At 62.7% G+C, this 14,904-nt stretch carries 14 protein-coding genes; 11 read left to right on the top strand and 3 right to left on the bottom strand.

Annotation, left to right across the window (positions count from 1 at the left end):
• Positions 1-3 precede the first annotated feature (3 nt).
• Positions 4-1,221, top strand: a complete 1,218-nt coding sequence (glcF, locus tag F7R06_RS15300; protein ID WP_090320053.1) for a glycolate oxidase subunit GlcF — start codon at positions 4-6, stop codon at positions 1,219-1,221.
• Between the two features lie 18 nt (positions 1,222-1,239).
• Positions 1,240-1,641, top strand: coding sequence for a heme-binding protein (locus F7R06_RS15295; protein ID WP_090320051.1), 402 nt, complete (start codon positions 1,240-1,242; stop codon positions 1,639-1,641).
• A gap of 338 nt (positions 1,642-1,979) precedes the next feature.
• On the opposite strand, the gene F7R06_RS15290 is transcribed toward F7R06_RS15295, so the two are convergent.
• The 3 genes from F7R06_RS15290 to F7R06_RS15280 form a co-directional block, all read right to left on the bottom strand.
• Positions 1,980-2,345 (bottom strand): type 1 fimbrial protein, encoded by a 366-nt coding sequence (locus F7R06_RS15290; protein ID WP_139204774.1) that lies wholly within the window; start codon positions 2,343-2,345, stop codon positions 1,980-1,982.
• A gap of 143 nt (positions 2,346-2,488) precedes the next feature.
• Positions 2,489-3,142: a peroxiredoxin gene (locus F7R06_RS15285; RefSeq protein WP_090320045.1), complete on the bottom strand. Its 654-nt coding sequence runs from the start codon at positions 3,140-3,142 to the stop codon at positions 2,489-2,491.
• 119 nt (positions 3,143-3,261) lie between these two features.
• Entirely contained in the window at positions 3,262-4,206 is a 945-nt protein-coding gene (locus F7R06_RS15280) for an aldo/keto reductase (protein ID WP_090320043.1), read from the bottom strand.
• 96 nt (positions 4,207-4,302) lie between these two features.
• On the opposite strand from F7R06_RS15280, the gene F7R06_RS15275 reads away from it, so the two are divergent.
• The 9 genes from F7R06_RS15275 (at position 4,303) to F7R06_RS15235 (ending at position 14,860) form a co-directional block, all read left to right on the top strand.
• On the top strand, positions 4,303-5,091 hold the full coding sequence (locus F7R06_RS15275) for an alpha/beta hydrolase (protein ID WP_090320040.1): 789 nt from the start codon (positions 4,303-4,305) through the stop codon (positions 5,089-5,091).
• 112 nt (positions 5,092-5,203) lie between these two features.
• Positions 5,204-5,833 (top strand): hypothetical protein, encoded by a 630-nt coding sequence (locus F7R06_RS15270; protein WP_090320037.1) that lies wholly within the window; start codon positions 5,204-5,206, stop codon positions 5,831-5,833.
• A gap of 19 nt (positions 5,834-5,852) precedes the next feature.
• A complete protein-coding gene (locus tag F7R06_RS15265; protein WP_090320034.1) occupies positions 5,853-6,497 on the top strand; it encodes a helix-turn-helix transcriptional regulator in 645 nt (214 codons plus the stop codon).
• 418 nt (positions 6,498-6,915) lie between these two features.
• Complete coding sequence (kdpF, locus tag F7R06_RS15260; RefSeq protein ID WP_090320031.1) at positions 6,916-7,008, top strand: K(+)-transporting ATPase subunit F; 93 nt, start codon at positions 6,916-6,918, stop codon at positions 7,006-7,008.
• Complete coding sequence (kdpA, locus tag F7R06_RS15255) at positions 7,005-8,777, top strand: potassium-transporting ATPase subunit KdpA (protein WP_090320027.1); 1,773 nt, start codon at positions 7,005-7,007, stop codon at positions 8,775-8,777. The genes kdpF and kdpA overlap by 4 nt, the downstream gene beginning before the upstream one ends.
• Before the next feature lie 10 nt (positions 8,778-8,787).
• Positions 8,788-10,866, top strand: a complete 2,079-nt coding sequence (kdpB, locus tag F7R06_RS15250; protein WP_090320024.1) for a potassium-transporting ATPase subunit KdpB — start codon at positions 8,788-8,790, stop codon at positions 10,864-10,866.
• 12 nt (positions 10,867-10,878) lie between these two features.
• Entirely contained in the window at positions 10,879-11,451 is a 573-nt protein-coding gene (kdpC, locus tag F7R06_RS15245) for a potassium-transporting ATPase subunit KdpC (RefSeq protein WP_090320021.1), read from the top strand.
• Positions 11,452-11,477: 26 nt separating this feature from the next.
• Positions 11,478-14,174, top strand: a complete 2,697-nt coding sequence (gene kdpD, locus F7R06_RS15240; RefSeq protein WP_090320018.1) for a two-component system sensor histidine kinase KdpD — start codon at positions 11,478-11,480, stop codon at positions 14,172-14,174.
• Positions 14,171-14,860: a response regulator gene (locus tag F7R06_RS15235; protein ID WP_090320014.1), complete on the top strand. Its 690-nt coding sequence runs from the start codon at positions 14,171-14,173 to the stop codon at positions 14,858-14,860. Before kdpD ends, F7R06_RS15235 begins: the two co-directional genes overlap by 4 nt.
• The last annotated feature ends 44 nt before the right edge of the window (positions 14,861-14,904 follow it).

Genomic DNA, 14,904 nt, shown 5'->3' with positions numbered 1-14,904 from the left:
GCCATGCAGACCACGTTGAGCGACAGCGCCCGCCAACTGCCACGAGCCGAAGAAGCCGACGGCATCCTGCGCACCTGTGTGCACTGCGGCTTCTGCAATGCCACCTGCCCGACCTATCAACTGCTCGGTGATGAACTGGATGGCCCACGCGGGCGCATCTACCTGATCAAACAGGTGCTGGAGGGCAATGAGGTCACGCAAAAGACCCAGCAACACCTGGACCGTTGCCTGTCGTGCCGTAATTGCGAAACCACCTGCCCATCCGGTGTCGACTACCACAACCTGCTGGACATTGGCCGCGCCGTGGTCGACGCGGCGGTGCCGCGCCCGGTCGGCCAGCGCTTGCTGCGCGAGGGTTTGCGCACGCTGGTGCCCCATGCGCACCTGTTCAAGGGCGTGGTCAGCGGCGGCCAGGTGTTTCGCGCGCTGCTGCCCGGCACTCTGCAAAGCAAACTGCCGCGCAGCACTGCGCCGAGCAAACCGCGCCCTATCACCCGCCATGCGCGGCAGGTGCTGATGCTCGAAGGCTGCGTCCAACCGAGTCTCTCGCCCAACACCAACGTGGCCGCCGCGAGGGTCCTGGATCGCTTGGGAATCAGCGTCACGCCGAGCCGCGAGGCCGGTTGCTGCGGTGCCGTGGACTATCACCTCGACGCGCAGGCCGCAGGCCTGGATCGCGCACGGCACAACATCGACGCCTGGTGGCCGAGCATCGAAAAAGGCGCCGAGGCCATCGTGCAAACCGCCAGCGGCTGCGGTGCGTTTATCAAGGACTACGGCCATCTGCTGCGCAGCGACCCGGTCTATGCCGAGAAGGCCAGAACCGTCAGCGCGCTGGCCAGGGACCTGATTGAAGTGTTGCGTGACGAACCCCTTGAGCAACTGGGGATACACAGCGCCCAGCGCCTGGCCTTCCATTGCCCGTGCACGTTGCAACACGCGCAAAAGCTCGGTGGCGCGGTGGAAGCGCTGCTGATACGCCTGGGTTTCAATTTGACGACCGTGCCCGACGGCCACTTGTGCTGCGGCTCGGCGGGTACTTACTCGCTGACCCAACCGGAACTGGCGCGGCAACTGCGCGATAACAAGATGAATGCATTGGAAAGCGGTTATCCCGAGGTGATCGTCACTGCCAACATCGGCTGTCAGTCGCACCTTGATGGCGCCGGTCGCACCCCTGTCCGGCACTGGATCGAACTGGTCGAAGCCGCCCTGCCTTAATGAGCCCTGGAGAACCCCATGAAAAGCAAAGCCATGCTGAGTCAGGTCGAAGTCGGCCAGATCCTCGCTGCCGCCCGGCAGGAGGCGCAGAACAACCAATGGCCGGTGACCATTGCGGTAGTCGATGACGGCGGCCATCCGCTGGCCCTCGAACGCCTCGACGGCGCCTCGCCCATCAGCGCCTACATCGCCACCGAAAAAGCCCGCACCTCGGCCTTGGGCCGGCGCGAATCCAAGGGCTATGAAGACATGGTCAACGGCGGGCGCCATGCCTTCCTCTCGGCGCCCTTGCTGACGTCCCTGGAGGGCGGCGTGCCGATCATGGTCGACGGCCAGGTGATTGGCGCCGTCGGGGTGTCCGGGGTCAAGGCCGAACAGGATGCGCAGGTGGCGAAAGTCGGGGCACAGTGTCTGAAATGAACGCGCCACTTTCGCCGCACGCATTGTGGGCGCGGGCTTGCCCGCGATAGCGGCATGCCTGCCACGTCGATGCCGGATGTGCCGCCATCATCGCGGGCAAGTCCGCTCCCACAGGGTTCGCGTCTCCTGCAATGGCCATGTTTGCCGCCTCATTAAGTCTGTACCCACCAGCACGCCCCAGCGGGAGCGAGCTCCCTCGCCACAGGTTACTGATTGCTCGCTCTATCTCTTAAATGAACAGCATTACGGCAAGGTCGGGAGTGTGGTGGTGGCGCATGAGAATCGCGGGCTCAATCCCTAACCGCTATCTGGTCCAGGCGTTGTCGCAGCGATAAGGATCAGGGGTAAGTCAGGGTCACCACGTAATTGCCCGAGGTCAGCGCCCGGCCATTGCCGTCCACCAAGGCGTACTGCTGACGGAGCACGCCACCCTCTTCCCTGTTTTCGCCGATCAGCTTGACCTGGGCGGTCGAACCGTCGATTGAGCGCACAGATTGCAGTGGCTGCACCTTGCGTACACTGCCGTCCTGGCCAGCGGCCCCGAAAGAACAACCGTGCAAGGCGAGCCCTTCGGCCGACGTCGAAACCGGGCAAGGCGGCTCCACAATGGCTCCGCGGAAGGCGATAACCCCTGTCGAGGCGAAACAGGTTCCACTCAGGCTGACCAGCAGCCCCATGGCGATGCAACTACGCAATTGGCTCATCTTCATGCTCCCTTCGAAAAAGCTCATGTCCTTGAGGCTGTATCGACCGGATAGCCGGTTTCTGAAGAGCGTGTCGAGAGAGGTCGTACCGACCATCGGTCACCCCGAAGACCCGCTTCGGGGTGACGCTGCTGTCGAGTCGGTTACTTCGGTTGCGCCACGGTGCGCAAATAAGGCTTCAGGGTTTTGAAACCGTCCGGGTATTTCTTCTTAGCATCCTCGTCGGATACCGATGTGGGGATGATCACGTCTTCACCCGGACGCCAGTTCACCGGGGTGGCCACGGTGTGCTTGGCATTGAGTTGCAGCGCGTCGAGCAGCCGCAGCACTTCGTCGAAATTGCGCCCGGCGCTCATCGGGTAGACCAGCATGGCCTTGACCTTCTTGTCCGGGCCGACAATGAACACCGAACGCACCGTGGCGTTGTCCACCGCCGTGCGCGAACCGCCACTGGCGTTCGGGTGGATCATGTCGTAGAGCTTGGCCACCACGAGGTTTTCGTCTCCGATCAACGGATAGTTGACGGCAGTGCCCTGGGTTTCCTCGATGTCACCGACCCACTTGTTGTGGTCGCTCACCGGGTCGATGCTCAGTCCAAGGACCTTGGTGTTGCGCTTGTCGAACTCCGGCTTGAGCTTGGCCAGGTAGCCCAGCTCGGTGGTGCAGACCGGGGTGAAATCCTTCGGATGGGAAAACAGGATGGCCCAGCCATTGCCAATCCATTGGTGGAAGTTGATCGTGCCTTCGGTGGTTTCGGCGGTGAAATCCGGTGCTTCGTCGCCAATGCGGATGGACATTTTCGAACTCCTTGCAGTGTTGGATGGAGAAGCCGTCAGAGGGTCGACTGCGGTTCCAACGGCATGGGGAAGACGGTTGACGCGAACAGTATAGGAGAGGTTCGAGGGCGCGCCGCCCGCTACTCCACCAGGGCTATCAACTGATGACGCTGCGCATCGGTGAGTGTCGGACCGAAACCGGCCCCGGCGTTTTCGGCCATGTACCGCGGGTTGCCGGTGCCGGGGATGACGCAGGTCACCGCCGAATGGGACAACAGGAACTTCAGCGCCAGTTGCGGCCAGCTCTTGACCCCGACTTGCGCGGCCCAACCAGGCAAGGGTCTGTCTTTGAGCCGGTTGAGCAGGTTCCCGCCACCGAACGGCCGATTGCAGATCACCGCCACCCCGCGTTCGCGACACAGCGGCAGGATGCGTTTCTCGACGCCGCGATCGTCCAGTGCATAGTTGATCTGCAGGAAATCCAGTGGCTCGGCCTTCAGCACGGCCTCCACTTCGTCATACGCCGACGGGGTGTAATGGGTGATGCCGATATAACGAATGCGCCCTTGTTCCTTCCAGTGCCGCAAGGTCGGCAGGTGGATTTGCCAGTCCAGCAGGTTGTGGATCTGCATCAGGTCGATGCGGTCGGTCTGCAACAACGCAAAGGACTGCTCCATCTGCGCGATGCCCTCTTCGCGGCCACGGGTCCATACCTTGGTCGCCAGGAACGCCGGTGAACGGGGTTCGTGAATCGACAGCAACTCGCCCGTGGTCTGTTCAGCGCGACCGTACATCGGCGAGGTGTCGATCAGCGTCCCGCCCTTCTCGAACAGTGCACGCAGCACCGCGGGCAGTTGCTTGTAGGCGGCATCGGCCGGGGCAACGTCAAAGCCGCGATAAGTGCCCAGCCCGACGATGGGCAGTGCTTCGGCGCTCGAAGGAATGGCACGGGTCTGCATGGTCTTGCCTCCTGTTCCCGTCGACGGCGCTGAGGGCGCGGCGGCCGGACCGAACGTGAAGACCGCCGAGGCTCCGGCAGCCAGCGTGAGTATTTTCCTGCGGGTGAACCCCTCGGGTTGGTGCATTGAGCATGACCTCGGCAGACGGCCGGCGTGCCCCGCTGGTGATTGACTACACTCTGGCAGCGATCCAGCGTAGCCGTGTTCACCCCCGAGCCATCGATGCCGTCCACTAACGTTAGTCGAATGTCACACAACCTGATGCTGCTTGTCGTCGTCCTGGCCGTGTTGTACCTGATGCTCTGCGCGGCGCTGTATGTGTTTCAACGCGCGCTGATCTACTACCCGCAACCCCGCGCCGTCGGGACCGCCGCCTCACTGCTCACCCTGCCCGTCGACGACGCGCAGTTGCAGGTCTCCGTCCGGCCTCACGACGGCCCCAACGCGCTGATCTATTTTGGCGGCAACGCCGAGGACGTCTCGCGCAGCCTGCCGGAGTTCAGCCAGGCGTTCCCCGATTACGCCCTGTATTTGCTGCATTACCGAGGCTACGGCGGCAGCACCGGCTCGCCCTCGGAAGAAGCCATCGCCCGCGACGCCCTGGCCTTGTTCGACAACGTGCACGCCACCCATGGGCATGTCGCGGTGGTCGGGCGCAGCCTCGGTTCGGGGGTGGCCGTGCGCCTGGCCAGCCAACGCCCGGCAGCGCGCCTGGTGTTGATCACGCCTTACAACAGCCTTGAGGGCCTCGCCGCCCGCCAGTTCCGCTGGTTTCCGGTGAAGTGGCTGTTGAAGGACAAATTCGAATCCTGGCGCTATGCCGAGCGCATAAAGGTGCCAACGCGGCTGATCGCGGCCGAGCACGACGAAGTGGTGCCAGGCCCGAGCACCCGGCGGCTCTACAGCCATTTCGCCCAGGGCGTGGCGTCAATGCAGGTGATTGCCGGCACGGGGCACAATTCGATCAGCGACAGCCCGGAGTACCTCAAGGCATTGGGAGAGGGTTTGTAGCGACTGAAGGTTTAACGACCGTTGATCCGAGGTTTCACCTTGGCCCAATAAAAACATATTTTTATGTCTATATTGATATTGTCAACCGATCCCACCACACGAGGGTGCCGTCATGAATATCAAAATCCTGGCTTTGCTCCTGCTGGCTTTCTGCGCGCAACCGGCGTGGAGCCAGACGCCTGCAGCCTCGGCTACCGCTGTCGACAGCCCTGCGCTGACCACGCGCCTGGCCCTGCGCGACCTGTGGGTCGAGCATATTTTCTGGATCAGGAACTACGCGCTCGCCAATCAGGCCGCCGACCACGCACAAGCCAAAATCGCGGCTGACCAGGTCGTCGATAACGCGAGCAAAATCGCCAACAGCATTGCCCCACTCTATGGCCAGCCGGCCGCCGATCAACTGCTCAAGCTGCTTGCCGGTCATTGGGACGCGGTGAAACACTACAGCGACGCCACGGTGGGCAAAGACACCAAGGGCAAGCAGGCCGCCGTGGCCGAGTTGACCAGCAATGCCAGGGCCATCGCGGCGTTCCTGGCGTCCGCCAACCCCAATCTGCCCGAAGCCACGCTGGTGAATATGCTGTCTGCCCATGGCGGGCACCACATCGCCCAGATCGATGAGTTCGCCGCGCACGATTACGCCGGCGAAGCGCGGACCTGGCAGATGATGCGCAGCCATATCCTGGCGTTGGCCGACGCGTTGACCGCTGCACTGGTCAAGCAATTCCCGGACAAGTTCTGACACTGCGCGAGGACACACCATGCTGGAAGGACTGGGCCGAACACAGCAGGACCTGCTCAATGCGCTGCTGCACCATGGGGACGGCATGAGCATTGACGAGCTGGCTGAGCATCTGGCGGTCACCCGTACGGCGATACGCCAACACCTGGCGGCGCTGGAACGTGATGGCCTGGTGCTGCGCGGTGCCACCCGCCCGACGGGACGGCGCCCCGAGCAGCTGTATCGGCTCACCGACTATGCCAAAGAGCAATTCCCCCGCCAGTACCAGATGCTGGCCAGCGTGCTGATCGATGAAGTGGCCGACCTCATCGGCCCCGAGGCTCTGGCTGCGTTGATGCGCAGCCTGGGCCACAAACTGGCCCGGGACCGTGAGCAGCACGTGGTTGATGAATCAACGATCGTGCAGCACATGAACCAGGCGGGTTATGAAGCCGAGGTGTTTTTTCGCTCATCCGGCGAACAGGAAATCGTCGCGCATAACTGCGTATTCCATCGGTTGGCCGCTGCACACCCGGTCGTTTGCGAGCTGGACCTGGCCTTGATCGGAGCGCTGGGCGGAGGCGAAGTCGAGCACAGCGAATGCATGGTCCGAGGCGGTCATGTCTGCCGCTTCAAGCTCAGACCAACCGGAACTGCGCAAAACCCCGACACCCAGGCTGGCTGATCCCCGTACAGGCAAAAAAGCATCATTCGCTACGACCGTCGGGTGCTCCTCCCCCAGCGCAAAAATGCTCTCCTGCCCCGTGAACCAAGGGCGCAGGACAATGCCGCCCGCGCGAAACACGGATGCCTTCGCCGGCAAGGCGGCGCCTACAGAAATCGCGGGGTTTCCGCACCAACGATTTCCCATCCGGCCGAGTTCGGCGCTGTCAATCAAAGCGCCGCACCGTTCAAGTACATCTTTACAAGATCTTTATTCTTCGCCTCCCGATCTTTCTGACAACTTACCAGGCATCGCTCTAGGCTTTCCTCATCGCGGGAGGAAAAGCCATGGACTTCATTTATCTGCTACTCGGTGCGGTGTTTTTCATCATTCTGGTCGGCCTGGCTTACGGCTGTGCGGCGCTCGACAGGAGACGGTCATGACAGGCTTCTATCTGTTCGGCGGCATCATTGCGGCCGGGTTGCTGGTGTACCTGATTGCGGCGCTGTTGTTTCCGGAGGACTTCCTATGACGACTCAAGCCTGGGTCCTGCTCGCGGTCTTCCTGCTGGTGCTGGCGCTGTTGGCCTGGCCGATCGGGCGTTGGTTGACCACCGTGATGGAGGGCCGGTTTGCCTTTGGCGCGCGCATAGAGTCACCGCTGTATCGACTGGCCGGGGTCACGCCTGAGACGCAGATGGGATGGCTGCAGTACGCGCTCGCCTTGATCCTGTTCAACACGTTGGGGTTCCTGGCCGTTTATGCCTTGCAACGGTTGCAAGGCATTCTGCCGTTCAACCCCCAGGGGTTTGCCGCCGTTACACCGGACTCTTCGTTCAATACCGCCGCCAGTTTCGTCACCAATACCAACTGGCAAGCCTATAGCGGCGAATCGACGATGAGCTACCTGACCCAGATGCTCGCGCTGACGGTGCAGAACTTCTTCTCGGCCGCCACCGGCATCGTGGTCGCCGTGGCCCTGATTCGCGGATTCGCCCGGCACAGCGCGGCCAGCATCGGCAACGCCTGGGCCGACCTCACCCGCATCACCCTGTGGGTACTGCTGCCACTGTCGTTGATCTTCGCACTGTTCCTTGTCAGCCAAGGGTCGATCCAGAATCTCGACCCGTACAAGGACGTCTCGACCCTGGAAGTCATGCAGTACCAGGCCCCGGTACTCAATGACGCCGGTCAGCCCAAGCTTGATGCCCAGGGCAGCCCGGTCACCGTGGCCGCCAGCACCGACAAGCAAACCATCGCCATGGGCCCCGTTGCCTCGCAAGAGGCGATCAAGATGCTCGGCACCAACGGTGGCGGCTTCTTCAACGCCAACTCGGCGCACCCTTATGAAAACCCGACCGCACTGACGAACTTCTTCCAACTGATCGCGATCTTCCTGATCCCGACCGCACTGTGTTTCGTCTTCGGCCACATCGTCGGTGACATTCGCCAGGGCTGGGCGCTGTTGGCGGCAATGACGATCATCTTTGTGATCGCCGTGGTGGCCGTCACCCATTACGAACAACTGGGCAACCCGCAGTTCTCGACACTGGGCATCGACACGGCGGCGGGCAACATGGAGGGCAAGGAACTGCGCTTCGGCATCAGTGCATCCAGCTTGTTTGCGGCGGTGACCACGGCGGCGTCCTGCGGCGCGGTTATCTCAATGCATGATTCGTTCACGCCGCTGGGCGGCGCGGTGCCGCTGATACTCATGCAACTGGGCGAAGTGGTGTTCGGCGGCACCGGCTCAGGCCTGTACGGCATGCTGATATTCGCCCTCCTCGCCGTGTTCATCGCCGGTCTGATGATCGGTCGGACACCCGAGTACCTGGGCAAGAAGATCGAAGCCTACGAGATGAAAATGGTCGCCATCGCGATTCTGGTCACGCCCTTGCTGGTGCTGTTCGGCACCGCCATCGCGGTCATGGCCGACGCCGGCAAGCTGGGCATCGCCAACCCCGGCGCCCACGGCTTCTCGGAAATCCTCTACGCCTTCACCTCAGCAGCCAACAACAATGGCAGCGCCTTCGCCGGGCTGTCCGCCAACACCCCGTTCTACAACATCATGCTGGCCATCGGCTGCTGGTTCGGGCGCTTCGGCGTGATCGTCCCGGTGCTCGCTGTCGCCGGCAGCCTGGCCGCGAAAAAACGCTTGCCGGTCACCGGCGGCACGATGCCCACCCACGGGATGCTGTTCGTGGTGCTGCTGATCGGTACGGTGTTGCTGGTCGGGTTGCTGAACTACGTGCCGGCGCTCGCGCTGGGCCCCGTCGTCGAACACCTCATATTGATCAAGTGAGACCACGAACATGACACGCAAAGCGTTCACCTTGTTCGACCCGAAACTGATTGGCCCGGCCATGGTCGATTCCGTGCACAAACTCGATCCGAGGATCCAGTGGCGCAATCCGGTGATGTTTGTCGTCTACATCGGCGCGCTCATCACCAGCGCCCTGTGGGTCCAGGCCCTGCGTGGCCAGGGTGAGGCCAGCGCCGGGTTCATTCTCGCGATTGCCTTGTGGCTGTGGTTCACCGTGCTGTTCGCCAACTTTGCCGAAGCCCTGGCCGAAGGCCGCAGCAAGGCTCAAGCGGCCTCGCTGCGGGACCTGAAAAAGGAAACCTGGGCCAAGAAACTGCGTGAACCGCACTACGGTGCCGAGTGGCAATTGGCGCAATCGAGTGACCTGTGCAAAGGCGATGTGGTGGTGGTCGAGGCCGGCGACCTCGCGAACTCGTTGATCCCCGCCGATGGCGAGGTCATCGAAGGTGCTGCCTCGGTGGACGAATCGGCCATCACCGGTGAGTCGGCCCCGGTGATTCGGGAATGTGGGGGTGATTTCTCATCGGTAACAGGCGGGACTCGGGTCCTGTCGGACTGGATTGTCATTCGCGTCACCACCAACCCTGGCGAAACCTTCGTCGACCGCATGATCGCCATGGTGGAGAACGCCAAGCGGCAAAAGACGCCGAATGAAATCGCCCTGTCGATCCTGTTGGTGGCGTTGACGATCGTGTTCCTGGGGGTGACGGTGACGCTGCTGCCCTTCTCGCTGTTCGGCGTGGCGGTGGCACAGTCCGGCACACCGGTCTCGATCACCGTCCTGATCTCGTTGCTGGTGTGCCTGATCCCCACCACCATTGCCGGTTTGCTTTCGGCGGTCGGGGTGGCGGGCATGAGCCGCATGATGGAAGCCAACGTGATCGCGACGTCCGGCCGTGCGGTGGAAGCGGCCGGTGATGTGGATGTCTTGCTGCTCGACAAAACCGGGACCATCACCCTGGGCAACCGTCACGCCTCGGCATTCCTGCCGGCGCCTGGAGTCAAGGAAGCAGAGTTGGTGGACGTGGCGCAACTCGCCTCCCTGTCCGACGAAACCCCCGAAGGCCGCAGCATCGTGGTACTGGCCAAACAACGCTTCAACCTGCGTGAACGCGACATTGCCGCGCTCGACGCGCACTTCGTGCACTTCTCCGCACAGACCCGCATGAGCGGTGTCGACATGGGCAGCCGGCAACTGCGCAAGGGCGCCGGCGAAGCGATCCTGCGGCACGTCCAGTCCCAGGGCGGGCATTTTCCGGACGCCGTGCAAACCATCATCGACGAGGTGGCCCGCCGGGGCAGCACGCCGCTGGTGGTGGCGGACGACGCCAAAGTGCTGGGCGTGATCGAACTCAAGGACATCGTCAAAGGCGGCATCAAGGAGCGTTTCCTCGAATTGCGGCGCATGGGGATCAAGACCGTCATGGTCACCGGCGACAACCGGGTCACCGCCGCCGCCATCGCCGCCGAGGCGGGTGTCGACGACTTCCTGGCCGAAGCCACGCCGGAGCAAAAACTCGAGCTGATCCGCCGCTACCAGGCCGAAGGTCGGCTGGTGGCCATGACTGGCGACGGCACCAACGACGCCCCGGCGCTGGCACAGGCCGATGTCGCGGTGGCCATGAACTCGGGCACCCAAGCGGCCAAGGAGGCCGGCAACATGGTCGATCTGGACAGCAACCCGACGAAGCTGATCGAGGTGGTGGAAACCGGCAAACAGATGCTGATGACCCGTGGCTCGCTGACCACCTTCTCGATTGCCAACGACATCGCCAAGTATTTCGCCATCGTGCCCGCAGCCTTCGTCACCACGTACCCGCAGCTCGCCGCGCTCAACATCATGGGCCTGACGAGCCCGAACTCCGCCGTGCTGTCGGCGGTGATTTTCAACGCGCTGATTATCATTTTCCTGATTCCCCTGGCGCTCAGAGGCGTGAAGTACCGCCCGGTCGGTGCGGCCCTGCTGTTGCGGCGCAACCTGTTGATCTACGGACTGGGTGGGGTGATCGTTCCATTCATTGGTATCAAAGTGATCGACATGGCGTTGTCCGCTGTCGGTCTGACTTGAGGGAGTACGGCCATGTTATCTCTGCTCCGTCCCGCGATGATTCTGTTCATTGCTCTGTCACTGCTCACCGGACTGGCCTATCCACTGGTCACCACCGGGATTGCCCGGCTGGTCTTTCCCCATCAGGCCGCCGGCAGCCTGATCGAACGGGACGGCAAAACCGTGGGCTCGCTGTTGATCGGTCAGGGTTTCAGCGATCCGAAGTACTTCTGGAGCCGCCCTTCCGCCACCAGCCCCATGCCCTATAACCCGCTGGCCTCGGGCGGATCGAACCTGGGCCCGTTGAATCCGGCATTGATGGACGCGGTCAAGGGGCGGATTGCCGCCCTGCGCGCGGCAGATCCAGGCAATACCGCCACGGTGCCCGCCGACCTGGTCTACAGTTCCGCCAGTGGTCTTGATCCACATATCAGTGTGGCGGCCGCGATGTACCAGGCCGGCCGGGTATCACGGGTGCGCAACCTGCCGCTCGAACAGGTACGCCAACTGATCGACAAGAACGCGCAAGGCACGCTGCTCGGGTTCCTCGGCGAACCCCGGGTCAACGTGCTGGCACTGAACCTGGCGCTTGACGCCACACACTGAGCGCAAGCTCATTCACGGTGAGCGTGATGGCCGAACAACGTCCCGACCCGGACCAGCTCCTGGCCCTGATTCGCCAAGAGGACGAGCAAGCCAAACGCGGTCGGCTGAAAATTTTCTTCGGCGCCAGCGCCGGGGTCGGCAAGACCTACGCCATGCTGTCGGCCGCCCACACGGCAAAACTGCAGGGCATCGATGTATTGATCGGCGTGGTCGAAACCCACGGCCGCGCCGAAACCCAAGCGCTGATCGACGGCCTGGAGTCGCTGCCCCTCAAACGCATCGTCGACAAAAACCGTACCGTCACCGAATTCGACCTGGACGCCGCGCTCGCCCGTGCGCCCGGCTTGATCCTTATCGATGAACTGGCCCATTCCAATGTCGTCGGTTCGCGGCACCCAAAGCGCTGGCAGGACGTGGAGGAACTGCTCAGTGCCGGTATCGACGTCTGGTCCACGATGAACGTCCAGCATCTTGAGAGCCTGAACGACATTGTGGGCGGCATCACCGGCATCCGGGTCTGGGAGACCGTACCCGACCATGTATTCGACACGGCCGACGAAGTGGTCATCGTCGACCTGCCCCCCGACGACCTGTTGCAGCGCCTGAAAGAAGGCAAGGTCTACCTGGCGCAACAGGCCGAGCGTGCGGTGCAGAATTTCTTTCGCAAGGGCAACCTGATTGCCCTGCGGGAACTGGCCCTGCGGCGCACCGCCGACCGGGTCGACAGTGACATGTTGCAGTACCGCCAGAACAGTTCGGTCAAACCGGTGTGGGGCACTCGCGATTCCCTGCTCGCCTGCGTCGGCCCCCACGACCAGGCGGAAAAGACCGTGCGTTCAACGGCTCGCCTGGCCGTCCAGCTGAATGTGCCGTGGCACGCCGTGTATGTCGAAACCCCGTCCCTGCAACGCCTGGCCGATGCCAAGCGGCGACGGGTGCTGGCGGCCTTGAAACTGGCTCAGGACATGGGCGCACAGATCGCGACGCTGGCGGGTCAGGACGTTGCCGAAACGCTGGTCAAATACGCCCGGCAACACAACCTGTCGAAAGTCGTTTTGGGCCGGGACATGCTGGCGCGGCCGCGTTTCTGGCGCCAGGTGCTGGCGGACAAGATCGGCATGTTGGGCGCTGATCTGGATGTGATTCAAATCTCGCTGCCGGCCAGCAGTCCACGCCCGGCAGCCACGCCTGAAACTCGCGACAATCCAATCCCCTGGCCCGCCTATCTGTGGAGCGCCGTGCTGTGCGCGGGCACGACGCTGGTTGCCCTGCCGCTGGCAGACATACTCGAGCAAGCCAACATCGTCATGCTCTTTTTGCTGGGGGTGGTTGCCGTCGCGGTGCGCTTCGGTCGCGGCCCGGCGGTGATGGCGTCTTTCGTGTCGGTCGGTGCCTTCGATTTTTTCTTTGTCTCGCCGCGCTATTCCTTCGCCTTTGCCGATATTCAATACCTGGTGACGTTCATGGTCATGCTGGTGGTGGCTCTGGTGATTGGCCAGATGACCGCCGGCCTCAAGTACCAGGCGCGGGTCTCGCAACGGCGCGAAGATCGCATGCGCGCGCTCTATGAGATGTCGCGCCTGTTGTCCGCCACGCTGATGACCGAACAGGTGGCCACTATCAGTGCGCAGTTTCTGACGGCCGAATTTGGTGCCCGATCGGCCTTGCTGGTGGCCGATGACAACAACAAACTCCAGGCTCCGCTGATCACGGGCGACGCACCGCAAGTTGACCCCGCCATTGCCCAGTGGGCATTCGACAAGGCCGAACCGGCCGGCTATGGCACCGACACCCTGCCCTCCAGCTCCACGCTGTATTTGCCCTTGTCGGCGCCGATGCGGGTGCGCGGGATACTGGCGGTGCAGCCGCGCGATACCACCCGGCTGGTGGTGCCGGAACAGCGGCGCCTGCTCGACACTTGCGCCTCGTTGCTGGCCATCTCCCTGGAGCGGATTCACTACATCAACGTGGCTCAGGACACGACGGTTCACATGGAATCCGAGCGCTTACGCAACTTGCTGCTCTCGGCCATCTCCCACGACCTGCGAACCCCGCTGTCGGTCATGGTCGGGCTCGCCGAAGCGCTGAAACTGACCAAGCCACCCTTGACCGGCGAAGCCGCCGAAATCGCCAGCGCCGTGGGCGAATCAGCATTGCGCATGAACACGCTGGTCAACAACTTGCTGGACATGGCGCGCCTGGAATCCGGCAAGGTGGAATTGAATCGTCAGTGGCAGCCGATCGAGGACGTGGTGGGTAGCGCCCTGCGAACTGTCCAGCCGATTCTGAACGGGCGTTCGGTTCGCGTCGCGCTGGATGACGACTTGCCACCGGTGCGTATCGATGCGGTGCTGATCGAGCGCATCCTCATCAACCTGATCGAAAACGCGATCAAATACACCCCACCCGACACCGCGATCAGCGTTGGCGCCAACGCCACGCCGGAGGCCGTCGAATTGTGGGTCGCCGACGAAGGGCATGGCCTGCCACCGGGACAGGAAGAGGCCATCTTCAACAAATTCATGCGTGGCAAAAAGGAAAGTTCAATCCCCGGCGTCGGCCTGGGCCTGGCCATCTGCCGGGCGATTGCCCGGGCGCATGACGGGACCATCGTCGGCGTCACACGGCCCCAGGGTGGTGCTTGTTTCACCTTGCGCCTGCCCCGCGAAACCCCACCCGTGATCGAACCCTTTACCCAGCAAACGGACGAGGAGCCGTCATGAACGAACCCGTGCCCCATGTCCTGATCGTTGAGGACGAAAAGGAAATACGCCGTTTCGTGCGCATGGCACTGCAAGCCGAAGGCCTGGAAGTGCATGAGGCCGATACGTTTCACCGAGGCATCATCGACGCCGGCACGCGCCGCCCCGACCTGATCGTGCTCGACCTGGGCCTGCCCGACGGCGACGGCATCGAGCTGATCCGTGATGTCCGCAGCTGGTCGCCCGTGCCCATCATCGTGTTATCGGCCCGGGGTGCCGAATCGGACAAAATCCTCGCCCTGGACAGCGGCGCCGATGACTATCTGGTCAAGCCTTTCGGCACCGGAGAGCTGCTCGCCCGGGTCCGCGCACTGCTGCGCCGACAGGCAAAGGACGCCGATAACAATTCAGTGCTGAGTTTTGGCGAGGTGCGCATCGATGTCGATCGTCGCGTGGTCGAGCGTGGTGGTGAACCCTTGCATCTGACGCCGCTGGAATATCGATTGCTGGTGCATCTTTGCTCGCACCCGAATCGGGTATTGACGCATCTGCAACTGTTGAAAGCAGTCTGGGGCCCCTCCCACACCACCGATACGCCGTACCTTCGGGTGTTCATGGGCGGGTTGAGGAAGAAGGTCGAGGTGGACCCTTCACAGCCACGGCACCTGGTGACCGAGACGGGTGTTGGCTATCGGTTCATTCCTTGAGGCCGTTGGTGGCGCCTACAACAGCGTGGCATGGCGCGCAGGCG

It is taken from the genome of Pseudomonas moorei (assembly GCF_008801475.1).
Lineage (GTDB): Bacteria > Pseudomonadota > Gammaproteobacteria > Pseudomonadales > Pseudomonadaceae > Aquipseudomonas > Aquipseudomonas moorei.
The sequence above is the reverse complement of the archived record's forward strand: the minus strand, read 5'-3'. Positions and strand labels throughout refer to the sequence as shown.